This window comes from Cryptosporangium aurantiacum (assembly GCF_900143005.1).
Lineage (GTDB): Bacteria > Actinomycetota > Actinomycetes > Mycobacteriales > Cryptosporangiaceae > Cryptosporangium > Cryptosporangium aurantiacum.
The window spans coordinates 89,366-110,414 of the sequence record NZ_FRCS01000014.1; the positions used below are offsets into that span (position 1 = coordinate 89,366).

20 protein-coding genes are annotated in these 21,049 nt (G+C 70.9%); 7 read left to right on the forward strand and 13 right to left on the reverse strand.

The features are described 5' to 3' along the window. Nucleotides 1-33: 33 nt before the first annotated feature. From BUB75_RS34000 to BUB75_RS34010, 3 genes are all read right to left on the reverse strand, one after another. Nucleotides 34-2,457: a sensor histidine kinase gene (locus BUB75_RS34000; RefSeq protein WP_073263063.1), complete on the reverse strand. Its 2,424-nt coding sequence runs from the start codon at nt 2,455-2,457 to the stop codon at nt 34-36. A 140-nt stretch (nt 2,458-2,597) separates the two neighbouring features. Beyond that, entirely contained in the window at nt 2,598-3,104 is a 507-nt protein-coding gene (locus BUB75_RS34005; protein ID WP_073263065.1) for a GNAT family N-acetyltransferase, read from the reverse strand. 21 nt (nt 3,105-3,125) lie between these two features. Beyond that, entirely contained in the window at nt 3,126-3,887 is a 762-nt protein-coding gene (locus BUB75_RS34010) for an AraC family transcriptional regulator (protein ID WP_073263067.1), read from the reverse strand. Between the two features lie 62 nt (nt 3,888-3,949). On the opposite strand from BUB75_RS34010, the gene BUB75_RS34015 reads away from it, so the two are divergent. Together BUB75_RS34015 and BUB75_RS34020 are read left to right on the forward strand one after the other, a co-directional pair. Beyond that, nucleotides 3,950-4,519 (forward strand): class I SAM-dependent methyltransferase, encoded by a 570-nt coding sequence (locus tag BUB75_RS34015; RefSeq protein WP_218617936.1) that lies wholly within the window; start codon nt 3,950-3,952, stop codon nt 4,517-4,519. Nucleotides 4,520-4,637: 118 nt separating this feature from the next. Further along, nucleotides 4,638-6,170: an acyl-CoA synthetase gene (locus BUB75_RS34020; protein WP_073263071.1), complete on the forward strand. Its 1,533-nt coding sequence runs from the start codon at nt 4,638-4,640 to the stop codon at nt 6,168-6,170. A 68-nt stretch (nt 6,171-6,238) separates the two neighbouring features. Here the strand turns inward: BUB75_RS34020 and BUB75_RS34025 are convergent, their stop codons facing one another. The 4 genes from BUB75_RS34025 to BUB75_RS34040 all read right to left on the reverse strand — a co-directional run bounded on the left by BUB75_RS34025 (nt 6,239) and on the right by BUB75_RS34040 (nt 10,340). Continuing rightward, nucleotides 6,239-7,039 (reverse strand): family 1 encapsulin nanocompartment shell protein, encoded by an 801-nt coding sequence (locus BUB75_RS34025; protein ID WP_073263073.1) that lies wholly within the window; start codon nt 7,037-7,039, stop codon nt 6,239-6,241. Further along, nucleotides 7,036-8,052 carry a Dyp-type peroxidase gene (locus BUB75_RS34030; RefSeq protein WP_073263075.1) on the reverse strand — a complete coding sequence of 339 codons (1,017 nt, stop codon included), beginning with the start codon at nt 8,050-8,052 and terminating at the stop codon, nt 7,036-7,038. Before BUB75_RS34030 ends, BUB75_RS34025 begins: the two co-directional genes overlap by 4 nt. Before the next feature lie 78 nt (nt 8,053-8,130). Then, on the reverse strand, nt 8,131-9,027 hold the full coding sequence (locus BUB75_RS34035; protein ID WP_073263077.1) for an RNA polymerase sigma-70 factor: 897 nt from the start codon (nt 9,025-9,027) through the stop codon (nt 8,131-8,133). After that, nucleotides 9,024-10,340, reverse strand: a complete 1,317-nt coding sequence (locus BUB75_RS34040) for an NAD(P)/FAD-dependent oxidoreductase (protein WP_073263079.1) — start codon at nt 10,338-10,340, stop codon at nt 9,024-9,026. Before BUB75_RS34040 ends, BUB75_RS34035 begins: the two co-directional genes overlap by 4 nt. 96 nt (nt 10,341-10,436) lie before the next feature. Here BUB75_RS34040 and BUB75_RS34045 point away from each other — a divergent pair, with 96 nt between their 5' ends. Continuing rightward, a complete protein-coding gene (locus BUB75_RS34045; RefSeq protein ID WP_073263081.1) occupies nt 10,437-11,072 on the forward strand; it encodes a LysE family translocator in 636 nt (211 codons plus the stop codon). A 3-nt stretch (nt 11,073-11,075) separates the two neighbouring features. Here BUB75_RS34045 and BUB75_RS34050 read toward each other — a convergent pair whose 3' ends face one another. Then, nucleotides 11,076-11,537, reverse strand: a complete 462-nt coding sequence (locus tag BUB75_RS34050; RefSeq protein ID WP_073263083.1) for a DUF2000 domain-containing protein — start codon at nt 11,535-11,537, stop codon at nt 11,076-11,078. A gap of 102 nt (nt 11,538-11,639) precedes the next feature. On the opposite strand from BUB75_RS34050, the gene BUB75_RS34055 reads away from it, so the two are divergent. The 4 genes from BUB75_RS34055 to BUB75_RS34070 all read left to right on the forward strand — a co-directional run bounded on the left by BUB75_RS34055 (nt 11,640) and on the right by BUB75_RS34070 (nt 15,618). Then, nucleotides 11,640-12,089: an Lrp/AsnC family transcriptional regulator gene (locus BUB75_RS34055; protein ID WP_073263085.1), complete on the forward strand. Its 450-nt coding sequence runs from the start codon at nt 11,640-11,642 to the stop codon at nt 12,087-12,089. Nucleotides 12,090-12,221: 132 nt separating this feature from the next. Further along, nucleotides 12,222-12,656, forward strand: coding sequence for a PLD nuclease N-terminal domain-containing protein (locus tag BUB75_RS34060; RefSeq protein ID WP_073263087.1), 435 nt, complete (start codon nt 12,222-12,224; stop codon nt 12,654-12,656). 316 nt (nt 12,657-12,972) lie between these two features. Beyond that, nucleotides 12,973-13,596: a peptidoglycan-binding domain-containing protein gene (locus tag BUB75_RS34065; RefSeq protein WP_084742064.1), complete on the forward strand. Its 624-nt coding sequence runs from the start codon at nt 12,973-12,975 to the stop codon at nt 13,594-13,596. Between the two features lie 150 nt (nt 13,597-13,746). After that, complete coding sequence (locus tag BUB75_RS34070) at nt 13,747-15,618, forward strand: TIR domain-containing protein (RefSeq protein WP_073263092.1); 1,872 nt, start codon at nt 13,747-13,749, stop codon at nt 15,616-15,618. Between the two features lie 79 nt (nt 15,619-15,697). On the opposite strand, the gene BUB75_RS34075 is transcribed toward BUB75_RS34070, so the two are convergent. The 5 genes from BUB75_RS34075 to BUB75_RS34095 form a co-directional block, all read right to left on the reverse strand. Continuing rightward, nucleotides 15,698-15,988, reverse strand: a complete 291-nt coding sequence (locus BUB75_RS34075) for a hypothetical protein (protein WP_143175592.1) — start codon at nt 15,986-15,988, stop codon at nt 15,698-15,700. 268 nt (nt 15,989-16,256) lie between these two features. Then, nucleotides 16,257-17,573, reverse strand: a complete 1,317-nt coding sequence (locus BUB75_RS34080) for a (Fe-S)-binding protein (protein WP_073263096.1) — start codon at nt 17,571-17,573, stop codon at nt 16,257-16,259. Beyond that, a complete protein-coding gene (locus tag BUB75_RS34085) occupies nt 17,574-18,680 on the reverse strand; it encodes an FAD-binding oxidoreductase (protein ID WP_073263098.1) in 1,107 nt (368 codons plus the stop codon). Then, on the reverse strand, nt 18,680-20,137 hold the full coding sequence (locus tag BUB75_RS34090) for an FAD-linked oxidase C-terminal domain-containing protein (RefSeq protein ID WP_073263099.1): 1,458 nt from the start codon (nt 20,135-20,137) through the stop codon (nt 18,680-18,682). The genes BUB75_RS34085 and BUB75_RS34090 overlap by 1 nt, the downstream gene beginning before the upstream one ends. A gap of 25 nt (nt 20,138-20,162) precedes the next feature. Continuing rightward, a complete protein-coding gene (locus tag BUB75_RS34095; protein WP_073263101.1) occupies nt 20,163-21,047 on the reverse strand; it encodes an alpha/beta fold hydrolase in 885 nt (294 codons plus the stop codon). Nucleotides 21,048-21,049: the final 2 nt, after the last annotated feature.

Consider the following 21,049-nt stretch of genomic DNA (forward strand, 5'->3'; position numbering starts at 1 on the left):
AAAACTTGAAGAATTCCAGGATCGCCCGGAGTGTCAGTGGTGCCCGTCGTCGAGGTGGCCGACGACGCGGCGGGGCAGGCACACCGTCACAACGGTCCCCGTGCCGCCCTCTCCGTCGCTCAGCGCGACCGTGCCCCCGTGGGCGGTGATCAGCGCCTTGGCGATGCTCAGCCCCAGACCCGCGCCGGGGATGCCCCCGGTCTGCGCCGCCTCGCATCGGAAGAAGTTCTCGAACACCCGGTCGCGCTCGTCGTCCGGGATGCCGAGGCCGTGGTCAGCGACCGTGAGGACCGCGGTGTCCGGCTCCGCGCGCAGGCAGATCTTCACCTCACCGCCGTCCGGGCTGAACTTCACCGCGTTGGACAGGACCTGGTCGACGACCTGGCGCAACCTCCCGGCGTCCCCCGGCACGAGAAATGCCGTCCCGGCCTCGACGCGGAGCGTGATCGAGGCCGGCCGCTCCAGGGCGTCGGCGGCGGCCTCGACGATCCCGGCGAGATCGACCTCCTCGATGGTCAGGCTGAGCGCGCCGCTCTCCACCGCGCTCAGGTCGAGCAGCTCCTCGATCAGCTCGCGCAGGCGTGCGGTGTTGCGCACGACCACGTCCAGCAGGTGCCGGTCGGTCTCGGGCCAGCCGGCCGCGCTCATCCCGAGCAGCTCGCTGTACGTGGCGATCGACGTGACCGGCGTCCGCAGTTCGTGGCCGACCAGCGCGATGTAGTCCTGCTTGGTGCGATGCAGCTCGTCGGCGAGTTCCCGTTCCCGCCTCCGCACCAGGAAGTGGCCGACCTGCGCGGCCACCCCGGTCAGCAGGGCCTCGACCAGCGAGTCGTCGTGCTGCGGATGGTCGCTCGCGCAGGTCAGCACGCCGATCGGCACCCCGTCGCCGGGGATGGGGATGACCAGCAGCGCCCGCAGGTCGGTGGCGGCCGCGTACTCGGGATGCTTCCCGAGGAGCGCCGCGTGCTCGGCGGAGAGGCGGCGCAGATCCGGGATCCACAGCGGTTCGCCGGTGACCCAGACCGTTCCGGTGCTGCCCACCCCGGGCCGAACGGCGGCCGGCAGCGGCCTGCCGTCGGCGAGCAGCGGGTTCGGCCAGGCGGCGACCGGACGCAGCACGTCGGCGGCGGTGTCCACCAGCCACAACCCGACGTGGGTCCAGCCGAGCGAGCCGGCCACCGTCGCGACGAGGTCCGGCGCGACGTCGTCCAGCGTTTCGGCGCGCGCCAGAAGCCGGGCGACGCGCAGCTCGCAGTCGCTGATCCGCGTGGACCGGCGGGTCGCGGTGACGTCCAGCATCGTGGCGACCGCGCCGAGCTCGGAGCCGTCGGCCGCCCGCAGCGGCCGCGCGTCGACCGTGAGGTGGCGGATCGGCCGCTCGGGCACCGCGAGCCGGATGTCGGTCTCGTGTACCGACTGCCCGGTCAACGCCCGGCGCAGCGGGGTCTCGACCGGCCGGAACGGGGTGCCGGACGCGTGGTGCAGCCGGGGCAGCAGCTCCATCGTGGCCTGGTGCAGGTCGGTGGACGGCCAGTCCGGCGGGAGGTCGTGCAGTGCCCGGAACGCGCGGTTGACCAGGACGATCCGCCCGGTGGCGTCGCACGCGATCACGCCGTTGTGGAGGCTGTCCAGGAGCGTGTCGCTGAATAGGCGCGCCCGCGCGGCGTCGGCCTCCGCCTCGGTGCGCGCGGTCTCGTCGGTGAGAAACGCACAGATCACCGCGCCGGCCGGGCCACGGGCCATCGACGTCCGGCAGCGGAGCAGCAGGGGTCGGCCGTCCCGATGCACGCAGCGGAGGAGGCGGGACTGAACCGGCCCTCCCGCGAACATCTCACCGAACGGGGCGGCGATCGCGGGACCGCAGATCGCGAGCCGGTCCACCGGCTCGCCGACGATCTCGGCGGCGCTCCAGCCGAACACCTCCTCGGCGGCGGCGTTCCACCCGATGATCCGTCCGTCGCCGCTGACCGCGACGAACGCTTCCAACAGGCCGTCCAGGACGGTCCCGGTGTCCAGCCCGGCCACCGCCGCGACGGCGGTTCGCCGCTCGTCGGTCGGTACCGGGCCGATCAGGTCGGCGACGGTGAGCAGCGTGGCCAGGTGACCGCCGTCCCAGGTCCGCGGCACGGTGTCCAGCACGGTCACCGAGCCGAGTGTCCGGTCGTCGGAGTCGCGGACCGGGACCCCGAGGAACGACCGCAGGCCGTACTCGGCGAACAGCGGGTGGTGCCGCAGCGCGGGGTCGGCGCTCATGTCGCCGCACTCGACCGGGTGGTCAGCGCTGACCACGTACTTGCAGACGGAGTAGGAGAGCGGCGCGCGACCCCCGGAGACCAGTTTCGCCGGTGCGCCGAACGCACCGGCGAAGCTCTCGGTCTCCGCGTCGACCAGCGTCACCAACCCGGTGCGGGCCTCCAGCAGACGCGCCGCCGCACGGGCGATGCCGTCGAGCGGCACGGGGCGTGCCGGGAGCGTACGGCGGGCACTGTTGACTGCACGCAGTCGATCTTCACTGTTCAGGAAGGCCTCGTTCAGCGTAAACACCGGCCCCGCCCCCCTTGGGTCGAAACCGCCTTACCCGAACAGTTGCAGGATAATCATCCTTTTTGCGGAGTTTCACCGCCAGAGAAGCGGGCGTACGTGCTCATCACCTTCTTCAGACCGCGCCGCTGGTAGAACCGCTCGGCACCGTCGTTGCCCTCCAGTACCGCGATCAGCAGGTCGTGGATGCCCCGCGCGGCCAGCTCGGCGTCGACCCGGTCGAGCAGCAGCGTGCCGAGCCCGCGCCCCCGCCACCCCGGGGCGACCGAGAGCGTCTGCAGCTCGGCGATCCGGTCGCCGGTCACCCAGGTGTCCTCCGGCCCCTCGATGACCTCGACCAGCGCGTACCCGACCGGCGTCGGGCCGTCGTAGGCGACCAGGACGAACGCCTGCGGGTGCGCCAGCCAGTGGTGGTACTGGGCCCGGCGGTTCCGCCAGGACGTGGCGGGCGGATGGTAGGCGAAGCCGGGCAAGCCCTCCTGGTGATGCGCGTGGAGCGCGAGCCAGAGGTCCTCGAGTTCGTCGATCAGTTCCAGCCTGCCGAGCGTGATCTTCGGTTCCACCGGACCAGACTGCCCCAACGGTCAGCCACGCGCGAAGTACACCCCCGGCGGGACGCCGACCGTGCGGTGGAACGCCGCGACGAACGCGCTCGGCGTCCCGTACCCGGCTCGGCGGGCGGCCGCCGCGACCGGCTGACCGGCGGCCAGGACGGGCATCGCCGCCCGCAGCCGGACGTGGGTCCGCCACCGGCCGAACGACAGCCCGGTCTCGGCGAGGAACACCCGGCGTAACGTGCGGGCGCTCGCGCCGACCTCCGACGCCCACTGCGCGAGCGTGTGGTCGTCGGCCGGGTCCTCGACCAGGGCCGCCGCGATCCGGGCCGCGCGACGATCCCGCGGCATCGGTAGCGGGATCGCCACCGTGGAGAGCGGCCGCAACTGGTCGAAGACCACGGCTTCGGCCCGGATCCGCTCGTCGGTGGTCAGGTGCTCGTCCGCGAGGTGGTCGATCAACGCGGCCAGCAGCGGCGACACCGCGACCACGGTCGGTTCCGCCCACTCCCGGATCCCAGCCGGGCACCGTTCCGGGCGGAAGTACGGGCTGCGGTTCCAGGACGGGTCGACGGCTCCGGTCGCGTGCACCACGCCGGCCGGCACCCAGAGCGCCAGCGTGCGGGGCAGGAACCAGGTCGCGTCGCCGATCCGGACGCTGCCCACCCCGCGCCGCGACCAGACCAGCTGGTGCACCGAATGGCGGTGCGACGGGAACCACTCGCCGCCGCTCAGCGCGAAGTCACCGATGAAGACCGCACCGGGCACGCCGTCGTGGCCGTTACGCGACATACCTTGGCAAGCTAGCGCGTCGCGGCCGGGCTCACCCTCGGCTTAGCGTCGCTCCCGTGCCGATGAACTGGATACATCGCAGGCTGTGCAGCTCCGATCGGTGGGCGGGCGTGGTCGAGGAGAAGCTCCTGCCGTGGGCCCTGGCCGGCGTGACCCTCGGCGAGGAGGTGCTGGAGATCGGACCCGGTTTCGGGGCGACGACGAAGGTGCTGGCCGGCACCGTTCCGCGCCTCACCGCGGTGGAGGTCGACCCGGCGTCCGCCGCGCTGCTCGACCGGGAACTCGGTGACCGGGCGACGATCGTGACCGGTGACGCGACCGACCTGCAGTTCCCGGACGAGTCCTTCGACGCGGTCGTGTGCTTCACGATGCTGCACCACGTACCGTCGCCCGCCGCTCAGGACCGGCTGTTCGCCGAGGCCTGCCGGGTGCTGCGTCCGGGCGGCACGTTCGCGGGCTCGGACAGCCGGTACAGCCACCGGTTCCGGCTCCTGCACCTCGGGGACACGATGGTCGTCGTGGACCCCGACGCCCTCCCCGATCGGCTGCGTCGAGCCGGATTCACCGATCCGACCGTTTCCAGCGCGGGCGGGAGTTACCGTTTTCGTGCCCGGAAGACCGGATTAAGTTAACCGCGACTCTCGACACGGGGGTGGGGTCGGAGTCACGATGCCTGGGCCAGGTTCCCGAGGCCGGTGTCGCGCCCACGGCGCAAGCCTCGGACTCCTCCGAGCGCGTGAGGTGTTGCCCGTGTACCCAGGAGCCTACGTCGCCTCCACCCCCGACAAGCCCGCCGTCATCATGGAAGACGACAGCGAGGTTCTCACCTACGCCCAGCTGGAAGAGCGGTCCACGCGGCTCGCGAACGCGTTCACCGCGGCCGGGTTGCGCCCGGGCGACGTCGTCGCGCTGCTCACCGAGAACAGCCCGCGCGTCCACGAGGTGTACTGGGCGTGCCTGCGGGCCGGGCTCTATCTCACCGCGGTGAACTGGCACCTCGCCAAGCCCGAGGTCGAGTACATCCTGCGGGACTGCGGTGCGTCCGCGCTGGTCGTCTCCGCGGGGCTGCGGCCGCTCGTCGAGGGTGACTTCCCGGCCCTGCGCACCCGGGTCCTGATCGGCGGCGAACCGCACTCCGGCTACACCGACTACGAAGAGTTCCTCGCCGGCGCGTCCCCGGAGCCCGCGGCCGACCAGCCGCGCGGCGGCGACATGCTGTACTCGTCGGGCACGACCGGGCGCCCGAAGGGCATCAAGCCGGTCCTGCCGGAGCGGCAGGTTCACGAGCCGGGTGACCCGTACGTGGCGGTGTTCGGCCCGATCTACGGGATCGACGCGAACACGGTCTACCTCTCCCCCGCGCCGCTCTACCACGCGGCACCGTTGCGCTTCAGCATGGTCGTGACCAGCCTCGGCGGCACGGTCGTGGTGATGCCGAGCTTCGACGCCGAGCGGGCCGTGCGGGCGATCGCGCGCTACCGGGTGACGCACAGCCAGTGGGTGCCGACGCACTTCGTCCGGATGCTGCGGCTGCCGGTCTCGGTGCGCGGTGGCTACGACCTGAGCTCGCACAAGGTCGCGATCCACGCCGCCGCGCCCTGCCCCGTCGAGGTGAAGCGGCAGATGATCGAGTGGTGGGGTCCGATCCTCGAGGAGTACTACGCCTCCACCGAGGGCGCGGGCGGCACGTTCATCGGCTCCGAGGACTGGCTGAAGCACCCCGGCTCGGTCGGCAAACCGATGATCGGCATCCCGCGGATCTGCGACGACCAGGGCAACGTCCTGCCGACCGGCGAGACCGGCCTGATCTACTTCGAACGCGACGACCTTCCGTTCAGCTACCACAACGACCCGGAGAAGACCCGGAGCGCTCAACACCGCGACCATCCGACCTGGACGACGGTCGGCGACGTGGGGCGGCTGGACGACGAGGGGTACCTGTACCTGAGCGACCGGAAGGCGTTCACGATCATCTCGGGCGGCGTGAACATCTACCCGCAGGAGATCGAGGACGTGCTGCTGCAGCACCCCTCGGTGTTGGACGTCGCGGTGATCGGGGTGCCCGACCAGGAGTTCGGCGAGGCGGTGCTCGCGGTCGTGCAGCTCGTGGCATCGGCTTCGCCGACCGACGAGACGCGGACCTCGCTGACCGAGTTCGCGCGGGCGCGGCTGGCCGGGTTCAAGGTGCCCCGCCAGTTCGAATTCACCGACGCACTGCCCCGGACGCCGACCGGCAAGCTGGTGAAGGGCAAACTGCGCGAGCAGTACGCCACGGCTCGCTAGAAAATCGTCCAGTTGTCGACGTATCACCCGCGGGTGATACGTCGATAACTGGACAGGTTTCTCGGAGGTCAGGCGGTCAGGTTCACCGAGGCTTCGCCGGTCTGGACGACGAACGTCAGCGACTCCTGGAAGTACAGCTCGATCGACGTCGCGTCGTGCGACAGATAACCGATCGAGACGTCCTGGCCCAGGTACAGCTCGTAGTCGCCACCGCGGGTGGACAGCACCACCGCACCGTCGATCGCCGGTGCCCAGATGATCTCGCCGTCCCGCAGCACCCGGGCAATGTGCTCGTGGATCGGGTAGCCGTGATCGCTGGTCTCGGCGACCGCGGTGTAGGCCTCGGCGGACAGCAGCAGGCTGTAGGGGCCGTCGACGCCGGCCAGCCGGAGCGACGTGATCGCCTGCGCCACCGCGTTCGGGTACTCCCGGACGTCGTCCGGCAGCGCGATCTTCGTGTTGGTGCTGCCCGGCCGCAGGCCGACGATGCCTGCTGCGGCGTACCCGTCGAGGATCGCGCGGTCCTCGGCGAACGCCAGTGCCTTGGCCGCGTCCTTGACCGGCTGCCAGTCCGAGTTCTTCGCGCCGCGCTCGACGTCGTCCACGGCCTGGCGGTCGACGACGAACGGGATCCGGAACTCCACGATCGGCTGCACGATGCGGCTGCGCACCCGGACACCCTCGGCGGGCGGAGCCAGGTCGCTCAGGTGCCCGGTGCCGACGGCGGAGAGCTCCTCGCCGGAGGGGCCGATCACGTCGATGACACGACGCGCGGCGACGTGCCGGGTGAACGTCCGGCGGGCCTCGGTCTCGATGTCGGCCCAGGCGGCGTCCGAGATCGGCGCGAGCTCGCGGTAGAGATTGTTCACGGTGCGGTGCTCCTCTTGAGGCTGCCGATGCGCAGCGACCCGTCGTCGGGGGTTTCGGGTGTGGCCTGAAGCTTCTCGGGGGGACCGGGCGGATCGTCCAGCAGGTCCGCGCTGGGCACGAAGAACAGGCTGCCGGTGACCGCCGTGGAGAAGTCGAGGATCCGGTCGGTGACGCCCGGCGGACGCCCGATGAACATGTTGACGAGCATCTGCTCGGTCACCGACGGGGTCGCCGCGTACCCGATGAAGTACGTGCCGAACTCGCCGGCGGCCACCGACCCGAACGGCATGTTGTCGCGGACGATCTGCCGCTCGGTTCCGTCCTCGTCCACGATCGTGTTCAGCGCCACGTGCGAGTCGGCCGGCTTGACGTCGTCGGGAAGCTCCATGTCGTCGAGCTTCGTGCGGCCGATCACCCGCTCCTGGGTCTCCACCGGCAGCCGGTTCCAGGCCTCGATGTCGTGCAGGTACTTCTGCACGATCACGTAGCTGCCGCCGACGAAGTCCGGGTCCTCGTCGCCGATCGTCGCCACCTCGATCGCGGACGCGCCGGTCGGGTTCTCGGTGCCGTCGACGAAGCCCATCAGGTCACGCTGGTCGAAGTACCGGAACCCGACGGTCTCGTCGACGACCTCGGCGGCGTCCCCGAGGCGTCGCCGCAGGTGGGTGGCCAGCTCGAAGCAGAGGTCCATCCGCCGGGCGCGGATGTGGAACAGCAGGTCACCGGGGGTCGAAGGGGCCTTGTGCCGGGGGCCGGTCAGTTCGCGGAATGGGTGCAGCTCCGCCGGGCGCGGACCGCCGAACAGCCGATCCCAGGCGTCCGAGCCGAATCCGACGACGACGCTGAGGTCGCCCTCCGGAGCGCGGAACCCGACCGAGCGGGCGATCCCCGCCACGTCCGGGATCAGGTCGCGGACAGGATCTTCACCGTTCTCGCGGATCACCACGACGAGGAAGATCGCCGCCTCGGTGAGCGGGGTGAGTACCGGTTGTGACTCCACCGGCTTGACCATCGTGCTTTACCCCTCCGTTCACCAGCCAACCGACCCTATCCTGCCGCGAACACGGGCAACCGCATCGGTCAGGTGACTCTAGGAGGGCAGTGGGTGGACGGTGCCGGCGGCGACGTCGTGGAGTTTGTCCGGGTTGGCGACGTTGTGGATCGTGGCGACCCGTCCCTCATCGTCCAGGTCGACGGTGAGCGTCGCGAACACCCGGCCCGCGCCGGAGAACACGACCCCGGTCGCACCGTTGAGCTCCACCACCTCGATGACCATGTCGGCGGGATCGACGCCCTCGTAGGGACGGGAGGCGACCCCGGCGAACCAGGCGGCCACCCGCTCGGCACCGATCACCGGACGCATCGCCTGCCGGACCTTGCCGCCGCCGTCGGTCCAGAGCGCCACGTCGGGGGCGAGCAGCTCCATCAGCGTGTTGAGGTCTCCCCCGCTCGCCGCGGCGACAAAACGCTCGGTCACCGCGCGGTGCCGGGCGCGCGTCGCCGGGAACCGCGGTCGCCGCGCCTGGACGTGCGCCCGGGCCCGGGCCGCGGCCTGGCGCACGGTGTCCTCGGACCGCTCGACGGCGTGGCCGATCTCGCGGTAGGTGAAGCCGAACGCCTCGCGGAGGACGAACACCACCCGCTCCAGCGGGCTGAGGCTCTCGAGCACCACCAGCAGCGCCGTCGAGACGCTGTCAGCGACCGCGACGTCGTCCGCGGCGTCGCTGGTGGTGAGGATCGGTTCGGGGAGCCAGGGCCCGATGTAGGTCTCGCGGCGGACGCTGGCCGAACGCAGCCGGTCCATGGCCACGTTCGACACGATCCGCACCAGGTACGCCTTGGGGTCGGCGACCCGCGAGCGGTCGGCCGCCGACCACCGCACCCAGGCGTCCTGCACGGCGTCCTCGGCGTCGGCGGCGCTGCCGAGGATGCGGTAGGCGACCGAGAACAGCAGGGAGCGGTGGTCGGCGAAAACACTCTCGGTCATCGGGTGTACCGGCCGCCACGGGGCCAGATCGCGGTCATACCCGGGCTGGTGGTCATCCGGCCGAACGTCGACCAGGGCGAGGAAGTCACGGTCTCCTTGTACCAGCGGGCCCGTCGGCCGGTCAGGCAGAGGGAGCGCGGGGTGTCGTTGGGGTGGGTGAACTGGACGATTCCGTCGTTCCGGCCGAGGCTGATCGGCGCGTGGTAGTAGCCGAACCGGAAGGGCTCGGGTGCCTTGCCGTCCAGTTCCCGGGCGATCGACGCCGCGGTGTGCGCACCGGTCGGCATGCCGCTCTGGCAGGTTCCGTGCATCACCCCGTATCCCTGCCGGATCGCGGCCGCGTCTCCGACCGCGTAGATCTCCGGGTGGGAGATCGACCGCAGCGTGCTGTCGGTGACGATCCGGCCCCGGTCGTCGACGTCGAGCCCGGCCTTGGCGGGCAGCGGTGACACCCGGACACCGCTGGTCCAGAGCACCGCGTCGGCACTGATCGTTTCGCCGTCGGCGAGCCGCACCGCGTCCGGTTCGATCGCGGCGATCTCGACGCCGGGCCGCACCTCGACACCCAGCCGGCGCAGGGCGCCATCCAGATAGGACTTGGCCTTCGGTGCGAACGTGGCTCCCGGTTCGCTCCGGCCGATCAGCACGACGCGGAGAGACGGGTACTGCTCGGCGATCTCGGCGGCGGCCTCGACGCCGGTGAGCCCACTGCCACACACCGCGACCGTCGCGCGGCCCGGCCCGACCGGGCGCGGCGCGGTCACAAGCGGCCCAGTCACACGCGGCCCGGTCACACGCGGCCCGGCCGCGTACGGCCCGGCAGCGGCGCCCGGCGCGGCGACGGCGGCCGGGTCGGTGGCGGCCGCCGGGTCGGTGGCGGCCGCCGGGTCGGTGGCGAGGGTGGACAGGCGGCGGGCGAACAGCTCGGCGTCGGCCGCGCTGTCGAGCGTGGCGGCGTTCGCCTCGGCGCCCGGCACCGCAGTCGTGTCCGCGACCGCACCCAGCGCGTACACCAGCGTGTCGTACGGAAGGTCTCGCTCGTCGTCGATCCGGACCGTCCGCGCGGCGGCGTCCATGCCGGTGATCCAGCCGGTCACCAGCCGCACGCCGATGGGCTTCAGCAGGTCGGTCAGGCGCAGGTCGGCCAGCTGCTGGCCGGAGGCCACCTGGTGCAGCCGCAGCCGCTCGGTGAACCGCTCGCTCGCGTTGACGACCGTGATCCGGACGTCGTCCCGCTTCTTGGTGCGCCCGGCCAGGCTCGTCGCCGCCGCCATGCCCGCGTACCCTGCTCCGAGTACCACGATCTCGCGCATCGTTTCCGTCCTTCCTCGTCGTGGGACTGACGAGCACCTAGACGGGGCGCGACCCTCGGGACGTGAAGGCGCGTGACGCAGGTCACAGGAGGCTCGGTGTCAGTCACGTCGGCACTGGTTTCGTTCGCGGTGGTGGCGGCGCTACTCACGATCGTCCCGGGGCTGGACACCGCCTACGTGTTACGCACCGCGATCGTCGGTGGACGCCGCCCGGCCTTCGCCGCCGCAGCGGGGATCGGTACCGGGTCGCTGGCCTGGGGTGCGGCGGCCGCGGTCGGCGTGTCCGCGCTGCTCACCGCATCGACGCTGGCTTACACCGCGCTCCGGATCACCGGCGCCGCCTACCTGGTCTGGCTCGGCGTCCAGCTGATCCGGGAGACGCTCGGCCGGCGCGGGGCGACCGCGGCGGCACCGGAGCCCACGGACAGCGACGGCGCCTGGCGGGCGTGGCGACGCGGCGTCCTGACCAACCTGCTCAACCCCAAGGTCGGCGCGTTCTACCTCGCGGTGATCCCGCAGTTCCTCCCCGAGCACGCCCCGCACCTGCTGATGGGGCTGGCACTGGCGCTGGTGCACAACGCCGAGGGGATGCTCTGGTTCACCGCGCTGATCCTCGGTGCCCACGCCGTCCGCGGATGGCTCCGGCGCCCGGTCGTCCACCGTGCGATCGACCGCGTCACCGGCACCGCCCTGATCGGCTTCGGCCTCAAACTCGCCGCGGCGCCCCGCTAACGCTCAGCGCAGCAGGGTGAGGCCGCCGACGACCTTGTCGATCTGGTTGCGCGGGCCGACGAGGCCGACCGCGTAGTACGCCATCTCCTCGTGCGGCGTCGCGGCCATCGCGGCCTGGTACTCGGTGTAGGCGGTGGCGCGCTGCGCGGCCTGCGGCATGTCGACGACGAGCAAGCTGGGCCGGGCGGCGGCCTTCGTCCGGACGCGGTGCACGGTCGCGGTGTCCGCGCCGAGGATCGCGCAGCCGATGAACGGCAGCGGCTGGTGCGCCAGCCCGGAGCCGTCGGTGGTGACCGGCCCCAGCAGGTCCGGCCGCTGCTGGCCGATCGTCGCCGAGAGGCAGGCGGCTGCGTTCGCGATCAGCCCGATCGGCAGGTCCCGGTCGACCACCACGACCCACTTCGTCCGCTGCTGACGGGTGGTCAGCGCGAGCAGTTCGTCCTGCGATTCCGACACCAGAGTCATCGATCACTCCTTCGATGTGCTGCGTTCCGCCGGAACACTAAGCTTCCGTTGCGGACTATGGCGCAAGCGATGAACGACGTTCGATGAATCGGGGAAACACCAGTGCTTGATGCGATCGACCGGGCTCTTCTGCGGGAGCTGGAAAACGATGCGCGGGCGACGAACCGCGAACTGGCGGCCGCGGTCGGGGTGGTGCCGTCCACGTCGCTGCTGCGGATCCGGGCGCTCCGTGAGCGCGGCGTGATCGCGGGCTACCGCGCGGAGATCGACCTGGCCGCGGTCGGACGGCCGGTGCAGGCGCTGATCTCGGTGCGCATCCGCCCGCCGTCCCGGCCGGTGATCAGCGCGTTCCGGGAGTGGGTAGCGGCGCTCCCCGAGACGATCGGGCTCTTCGTCACCGCGGGCGGCTGGGACTTCCTGATCCACGTCGCGGTGCCGGACAACGACGGGCTGTACGCGTTCGTCATCGACCGGCTCACCGAGCGGCGCGAGGTCGCCGACGTCAACACGAGCGTGATCTACGAACACGTCCGCTCCCCGCACGTCGTGTAACCCGCTCTGCGGGCACGGAACTATTCGCGGCGGATGAGGCGGAGACGATCCGGGTCAGTTGCACTGGGAGATGGGAGATGACTCCCAGGCCCCGCCGACGCGTTCGGCGGCGATCCCGGAAGGGGTACCGCGGTGTTCGATGACAACGGGTCGTTCCTACTGGCGCTTTTCGAGTTCTTCATCTTCTTCGCATGGTTCATGTCGCTGTTCTGGATCTTCGGGGATCTCTTCCGGAGCAGGGACCTAGGCGGAGTCGCCAAGACGCTGTGGGCCCTGTTCCTCATCATCCTGCCGGTCATCGGCATGCTGGTGTACCTGATCGCCCGCGGCCACGGCATGACCGAACGCGCGCTCGATGCCCAAGCTGCGTCCCAGAAGCGGCAGGACGCCTACATCAGGTCGGTCGCGGGGTCGAACAGCGGCACGTCGGGCCCGGCCGGCGAGATCGCCTCGGCGAAGGAACTGCTGGACTCCGGCGCGATCAACGCGGCTGAGTTCGAGACGCTGAAGGCCAAGGCTCTCGCAGCTCACGGTGCTGCCCCCGTCGGGGAGAGTGCCCCGCGGTAGTCCGACGAGCCACCGGGCACCCGCGAGTGGGTCCGCCCGAGGACCGGTCCGGCTACCCCCGTAGCTGAGCCTGTTCCCCCAGGGGTCAGGACGCCCAACGCTGATTCAGGGTTCACCGCGCTGAATCGGCGCATCGTCGTGGTGGTCGCCTCGATCGGATCGCCCCATGCCGCCGACCAACCACAGCGTCGGCCCGGTCGACCGATGCCCGATAACGGTGCAAGTCACCGAATCTGGCGAGCGACCACGGGCGGTCCACCTGGTCCTGCTCCGCACGACGGACGGTGGCGCCCACTCCTTCGACTCCGGGAATCGAATGCCTTTCACCATGACCGCGCTACGTCGTCTCTGCGCGCTCGTCGCCGTGGTCGGAGCAGCCGTCACCTTCGCTCTCCTGCCGGCAGGCACTGCGACCGCGAACCCGGGCGTCCGCTACATCGGACCGTCCTCCCGATACGCGAATCCGCCGGGCGGCGTCGCGTGCGTCCAGCGGGCCCTCGGCATCACCGCGGACGGGAAGTTCGGCGATGAAACCTACGCGGCGGTTCGTCGGTTCCAGGTCGCCCGCAACCTTCTCGCGGACGGCATCGTCGGGCCTGCAACCGGCGACCAGCTCGTCGCCGCACTGCCCGACTCAGAACAATTCTCTTGTGCAGCGGTCGTCCCGACGACATTCGTGCTGATGGACGACAACGGCGACACCGCTGAAGGGGGAACCGTGTCCAACCGAACGTCGTCCGGGGACATCGGAGCCGCGGTCTCCATGGGTAAGCCGGTGGGCAAGTGCGTCGTTCAAGGCGTGAAGAGCCACTTCACCGGCCCCGGCCGCCTGGCGAAGGTGCTCTGGAAGCGCAAGCTGCCAAGCGCTGCGGAACTCCGCAAGGCACCGAATCCAGCGCTGTTCACGGCTGGCGTCGTCTGGTGCACGCTGATCGGCTGACCGGGTGAGCGCCTGCCGGTCGCGGTGGCCGGCAGGCGCTTGCGGCGTCCGGGCCGGCGCTCGACGGCGGACCCTAGGGCGTCGCCATCCGAGCCACCGGCCGATTGCGCTGCTGCGATACTGGCGGCCCAACGGGCCGGGGGTGATCCAGTGGCGCTGAGCGTGATGCTCTGCGGGGCGTCCGACACGGAGAATGTTCAGGACGATTTCGCCGAAGTCGTCGAGGGCTTCGGTGGTGAGGCCTGGCACTACCTTTCGGGCCGGATTCAGTATCTGAATGACGCGAACGCGAGCTGGGAACGCAACTCGATCACCTCCGTTCAGGAGGCGGACGTCTGCGTCTTTGTCCTCATTGATCGTTACGGGGTCGTCACCTGGGAGAAGGAACTGCACGCGGCGCTGGAGAGCGGCCGCCCGTTCCTCGTCTTCTGCTTCGCGAAGACCTACCAGGATTACCGGACGCTCTCGTCGAAGGTCTCTGATCTCGCGGTGCTGGACGAGAACGGCCAGCGGCTCGTCCGCCTCCTCCGCGACCTGGAATCCGACGAGCGGCAGCTGACCGTCGTCCAGTTCCGCTACAACGACTTCGCGAAGAAGCTCCGGAGCCACTTCGGCACGTTGATCGAGCGGCTCCTCCGCGAGCGCACCACGACGAGGCCCGCCGCCCGGGGCACCCGGCAGCGGCGGCCCACCGCAAAGGTGTTCCTGAGCCACAGCTACCGGTCACCCGAGATCAACCTGCGCTTCTTCGACAAGGTCGCCGAGCTGACCGATCTTCGGTTCGAAGTCGACCGCAAGGGGCTGAGGCTCAGCACGACCCGGCTGGAGCGCCTGATCCGGAACACCGACTATTTTGTCGGCTTCTACCCGCTCCGTGGCGACCTGGAGACGATGTCACGCGACGACCTGGTTCGATCGGCCACCTACTTCCAACTCGAATTGGAGATGGCCGCTAGAGCCCGGAAGCCGGCGATCGCCTTCATCGATCAGCGGTACCAAAGCGTGCTGAACCCACCGCGCGGCGTGCAGGCGGTCAAATATTCGGCTCAGGAAGCGCTGAGCGACAACGACCAGCTCGTGGAACGCGCGATACAGCGGCCGTTCGCCGACTTCCTCTTACGCTTCGAGGGCGCACCCCGCCGAATCTCGGTCGACGACGGCGCAAGCGTCGGCATTCTCGTCCCGACGGAGAACGCACACGATGCCGAGCTGGGGGCAATCGTCGTCGAGAGCATCGAGACGAGGGGAAGAGACACCGTTCTGGTGCCGATACCGCCGGCGATGGACGACCGATTCCTCGCTCGGCTCCGGGAGTGCGACTCCGTCGTGTTGAGCATGGATCACCCGGCTGCTCCGGTCGTCGCGGCATATCTCCGCGGGCAGGCGGTTCCCACGCTCCGGCTCCGCCATGGGCCGGAGCCGGAGACACCGGAACCGGACGCGTCCGTAGACACGCTGCTCTTCGGCGGCCAGGCTAGGCACTACGCCAAAGACGTCGTCTACTGGGACGACGTGGAGACGTTGCACGCCCGGGTCCTGGACCGCGCGGAACGGATCTTCGCCGAACCCCGGCTGATGGACACGACCAGCAAGGCACGCGGCTACTTCGAAGCCGCTGCTCAGCTGCCGATGCCGGTGTTCCTCAGCTACGCGGACGACGACCATGACGTCGCCGCGGCGCTGGCGCTCGTACTACGGAGCCGCTTCACCGAGGTGCTCAACGTCGTCGACAGGGGTGCCCTCCGGCAGCGGGCCCGAACGATCAGCGACCTCGACCGGGCCGACGTGGCAATTACCCTGCTGACGCGGGCCTATGCGGACGCCGAGGACTGCCGCGAGGAGGCACGGCTCATCGCCGAGCGCCACGCCTCCTGGCAACTGCGGGTCTTCGCGATTCAGGTCGAGAACGTGCGACTCGACTTGCTCGGAAATCCGAAATACCGGCGCGCGGACGCGAGCTGGGCCGACATCGTGAACGACATCGTCCAGGAACTGCGAAACCGGCCGGGCAGCGGCTCGTGATTGTTAGAACGATTTGCCCGCCGGTCCGTGGGTGTACCCCGGGCTGCGTTTCGCCGACGTGCTGTCGCGACGCTTCAGCTCATGGTTCATCGTAGTAGCGAACCGGGTTGCGTCCCGGCGGTACCGGCGACGGCTGATCGACGTAAGCGTCGTAAACCCGGCCACCCGGCTGGAGCACCTTGCCGTGGATCACGGAACGGCTTGAGCCCTCTCGGCCGGGAACCGTTTCGGCGACGCGCTCGACGCGGTCGATTTCAATTGCCTGCACGACCGTGCCCTCGAACGTGAGCAGTGCGTACTGTTCGTCCACTGCGCGCGGACCGAGTTTCCAGGTTCCGTGGTTGGCCTCGTAGACCGCCGCCTCGCTCATCGACGGGCTGTATCCGACGCGGCGGCGTCCGAGGTCGTCGACCTCGGGATCGATGGGGCGCTCGGGTCCGAGAGCGATGACGATCACGCACGACTCCAGTTCGACGGTTTTGCGGGGTCCGCCCACGGTAGACGGTGGCTACTGGCCGGGCGGCACGCCGCGGAGAGACGCGTCGAGCGGCGTCATCGGGTGGTGGATGGGATCGGCGAATTCAGGTGCGCGAACCGAACGGCGTGCGGCCTACCCGCGGTATAGCCCCGATGAGTCTTCACGCCAGGGTGGCCGCGTGGATCGCGTCGTCCAGGAGGGTCATGGGGTGGTGGATCGGGATGGGGCTCTCCAGGTGGGCGGTGACCTGGAGCGCGCACCCCGGGTTCGCCGCGGCGATCGCGTCCGCGCCGGTGGCCGCGAGGTTCGCCGCCTTGCGGCGTCCCAGCTCCGCCGCCGCGGCCGGCTGGGTCAGGTTGTAGATGCCCGCGGAGCCGCAGCACAGCTCCCACTCCGCCGGCTCGACCAGCTCCAGCCCCGGGATCGTCCGCAGCAAGTCACGGGGGGCCTGCCGAACGCCCTGGGCGTGCGCGAGGTGGCAGGCGTCGTGGTACGCGATCCGCAGCGGGATCGGGTGGCGCACCGCCTGCGGCTCGACCGCCGCGAGCACCTCGTGGACGTCCCGCACCTTCGCGGAGAACTCGGCCGCCCGGGCTGCCCACTCCGGGTCGTCGGCCAGCAGGTGCCCGTAGTCCTTCATCGCCGACCCGCAGCCGGCGACGTTGACCGCGATCGTGTCGAATCCCGCGTAGGCGGCGATCACTTTGCGGGCCTGCACCAGCGCCGAGTCCTCGGCCCCGCCGTGCAGTTGCAGCGCACCGCAGCAACGCGGCACCCGTGGCGCGTGCACCTCGAATCCCTCGGCGGCCAGCACCCGGACCGTCGAGGCGTTGACGTCGCCGAACAGCGCCCGCTGGATGCAGCCCTGGAGAAACCCGATCCGGCCGCGGAACGCGACGTCCGGGGCGGCCGGCGTCACCCGGGGCAGCTGCCGCACGGCGGCGTCGATCCGCACCGGCGGCGCCAGCGACAGCAGCGCGCCGATCCGCGTCCGGGGGACGAGGCGCGCCAGCCGCGCGCCCACGCCGCGCGACGCGGCGAGCATCGGCACCAGCGCCCGCACCCGCCCGGGGTGCGTGAACACCCCGTAGATCAGCGCCCGGTACGCGCGGTCGCCACGCGAGCGCGGGACGTTCCGCTCCAGCTGCGGCCGGACCTGCTCGATCAGCCGGTCGTACTGCACGCCGGACGGGCACGCGGTTACACATGCCATGCATCCCAGGCACCGGTCGAAGTGGGTCTGCATGGTCGGGCTGAGCGTCTCGGACTCCTCGTGCCCGACCCGCATCAGCACGATCCGGCCGCGCGGCGAGTCGGCCTCGTTGCCGAACACCGTGTAGCTGGGGCACGTGGTCAGGCAGAACCCGCAGTGGACGCAGTCCTTGATCAGGTCGGGATCCGGTGGCCGCTGGGGGTCCCAGGCGCCGGGCGCACCCCGTAGCGCGGGCTGATCACCGCCGGACGGAAGCACGCTCATCTAGAGACCTCCCACGAACGCGCCGGGACGGAAGATCCGCGCCGGATCGAAGCGCGCCTTGATCCGCTGCATCACCGCGGCGGCGCCCGGGTCGATCTCCGGCCAGGGCGACTCCACCCGATCACCGCCGTCAAGCGTCACCACCGCACGGGGAGCCAGCGCCGCACGCACCGCCCCGACCTCCCCCGCCCGCTCGGCGGGCAGCACCAGCCAGGCGAGCCCGAGCGCGGCCCGCGCCACCACCGCCGCCCCGACGTCATCGGCCAACCGCAGCACGCGCGCGAGGTCGGTCGGCCGCGCCGACACCTTGAGGACGACGCCGTCCGCCGAGCGCTGCCCGGCGCGCTGGGCCTCCCAGAGCTCCGCGTCGTCCTCGACAACCTCGGCAGCGGCGGCCCCCGGGAGGCCACCCAGCGCCGCCGCCTGCGCGGATGCGGTGACGCCGCCGAAACGCGTCAGCAGCTGACCGGCGCCGGCGCGCCATCTGGCGTCCAAACAGAGTGCTTCGAGTGGACGGCGGGACAGCCCGGCCGCGGCCTCGGCCAGCGCGGACGGGTCGGTGAACGACGCGACCGCGGTCGCGGTCCCGGACGGCAGTGGGTGCAGCCGGACCGCGACCTCCGCGACCAGCCCGAGCGTGCCGTAGGAGCCGGTGAACAGCTTGCCGAGGTCGTAACCCGCGACGTTCTTGATCACCCGCCCGCCGGAGCGGGCGACGGTGCCGTCGGAGAGCACCAGCGTCACGCCGATGATCAGGTCGCGGACGCCGCCGTAGCGGTGCCGGGCCGGTCCGGAGTCGGCGGTGGCGACCAGGCCGCCGATGGTTCCGGTGGAACCCGGGTCCAGCGCGAGCCACTGGCCGGCGCTCGCGAACTCGGCCTGCGCGTCCGCGAGCGGGACGCCGGCCTCCAGCACGGCGGTGAAGTCGCCGGGGTTGTGTTCGATGATCCGGCGCAGCCCTGCGGTGGTGAGGATACGGGCGGCGTCATCCGGCCCTCCCCAGCCCGCGCGGCTCCCGCTACCGACCGGCCGCACGGTGGTACCGGCCTCACCCAAATCCCGCAGGATCTCGGCGGCGTCCGCAACGGATTCCGGAGCGAGCGGCATCAGAACCGCTCCGCGAGCCCCGCGGCCTCCATCGGATGCTGCCGATACGGGCCGGGCACCTCGCCGCAGAGCCGCGGCGTCGGCATGACCTTGCCCGGGTTCGCCAGGCCCGCCGGGTCGAACGCGCAGCGCAACCGCTGGAACGCATCCAGATCCGCGTCGGCGAACATCTTCGTCATGTGCTTGCGCTTGTCGACGCCGACGCCGTGCTCGCCGGTGATCGACCCACCGGCGTCCAGGCAGACGTCGAGGATCGCACCGGCCAGCTCCTCGGCGCGCGACGCCTCCCCCTCGACGCGCCCGTCGTAACAGACCAGCGGGTGCAGGTTGCCGTCACCGGCGTGGAACACGTTCGCGACGGTCAGCCCGTACTCGTCGGCCAACGCGTCGATCCGGGTCAGTACCTCGGGCAGCCGGGTCCGCGGGATGACCCCGTCCTGCACGAAGTAGTTCGGCGAGACCCGGCCCATGGCCGGGAACGCGGCCTTCCGCGTCTTCCAGAACAGCGCGCGCTCTGCCTCGTCCCTGCTCACTCGGACGTCGTCCGAGCCGCACCGCTCGCAGACCGCGACGACCTCGTCGAACAGCGCTTCGCACTCCTCGGCGGCGCCGTCCAGCTCGACCAGCAACGCCGCGCCCCGCCCGACCGGGTAACCGGCGTGCGCCATCTGCTCGGCGGCGCCGATCGTCACCGCGTCCATCATCTCGATCGCGCCGGGCACCACCCCGGCCCGGACGATCTCCGACACCGCCTCACCCGCGGCGTGCGTAGAGTCGAAGAACGCGACCAGCGTCCGCACCGCCTCCGGCGCCGGGATCACCCGCAGCCAGATCTTCGTCGCGACGCCGAGCGTCCCCTCCGACCCGACGAACGCACCGAGCAGGTCGTAACCGGGAGCGTCCAGCTCGACACCACCCAGCTGCACCACCGAACCGTCGGTCAGCACGACCTCCAGCCCTGTGACGTAGTTCGTCGTGAAGCCGTACTTGAAGCAGTGCGCGCCGCCGGAGTTCTCGGCCACGTTGCCGCCGATCGAGCACACGACCTGGCTGGAGGGGTCCGGCGGGTAGAAGAACGCGGGCCCGACCGCCGCGGTGACCGCGGCGTTGGTCACGCCGGGTTCCACGCAGACCCGTGCGTTGTCGAGGTCGATCTCCAGAATGCGGTTGAGCCTGGTCAACACGATGAGGACGCCGTCAGCAACCGGAAGTGCGCCACCGGAGAGCCCGGAGCCGGCGCCGCGAGCCACCCAGGGCACCTCGGCTTCGGCGCACAGCCGGACGACGTCCCGGACCTCGTCGGCAGAGCCGGGCAACACCGCAACCCGAGGCAACGCCCGGTACTGCAGCAGGCCGTCGGACTCGTAGGTACGCAGCTCGTGCGCGTCGGTGTAGGTCCAGTCGGCACCGACGACCCGCGCGAGGGCCGCTACCAGATCGACGCCGTCCGTACCCATACCCGACCGTAGCTCTCCGGGGCACCTACGGGCGAGGTTTATGGGGCTCGGAGTGCGTCCAGTCTTCCAGCAGCGTGCGCAGGCCGGTGATCAGCGAGAGCGGCTGGTCGATCATGACGTGGTGGGCCGCGAGCGGGATCTCGATCACCGGCACCACACGCCCCAGCCGCTCGGCGATCCGCTCCCCCATGTCGACCGGGACCAGGCCGTGCTCGGCGCGGAACACCGCGACCCGGCACTGCGGAAGCTCCAGCGGGACCGGCCGCGCGCGCCCGCGGAACACGTTCGGGTCGAACTTCCACGTCCAGGTGTCGTCGTGGGCGTATAGCGAGGTCTCCGCGATGTGCGCGTACACCGCCGGGACGTTCCCGTCCTGCGGCGGGATCAGCTTGAAGCGGCGCAGCGCGTCCTCCCGGGACGGGTACCGGCGCAGCGGCCCGAACGCCTGCTGGGCACCGGCGGCCTGCTCCTCGGGCTGTTCCTCCCAGAACGGGGTGTCGATCGCGACCGCACCGGCCATCTCGGTGCCCCGCAGCCGGGCCGCGGTGATCGCCACCATGCCGCCCATGCTGTGGCCGATGACCAGCGGATCCGGGCCCGCGCCGCCGTGCGCGGCCGCGGCGAGCACCTCGTCTGCCCAGCAGTCCATCCGGTATTCGTCGCGGCGGCCGCTGTCACCGTGGCCGGAGAGGTCGAGCGCGACGACCCGCCGGTCCCGGGCCAGGAACGGCGCGATGTGGTCCCACCAGCGGCTGTGCGCGGCGCCGCCGTGCACCAGGACGATCCCACCGTCGTTCCCGGCCTTGCCCCAGGCGCGGTAGTGGATCGGCGCGCCGTCGACGTCGACGACGCCGAGTTCGACGGGGGCCGCGAGCGCCTCGGTGAACCAGGCCGGTGCGTCCTCGCTCATCG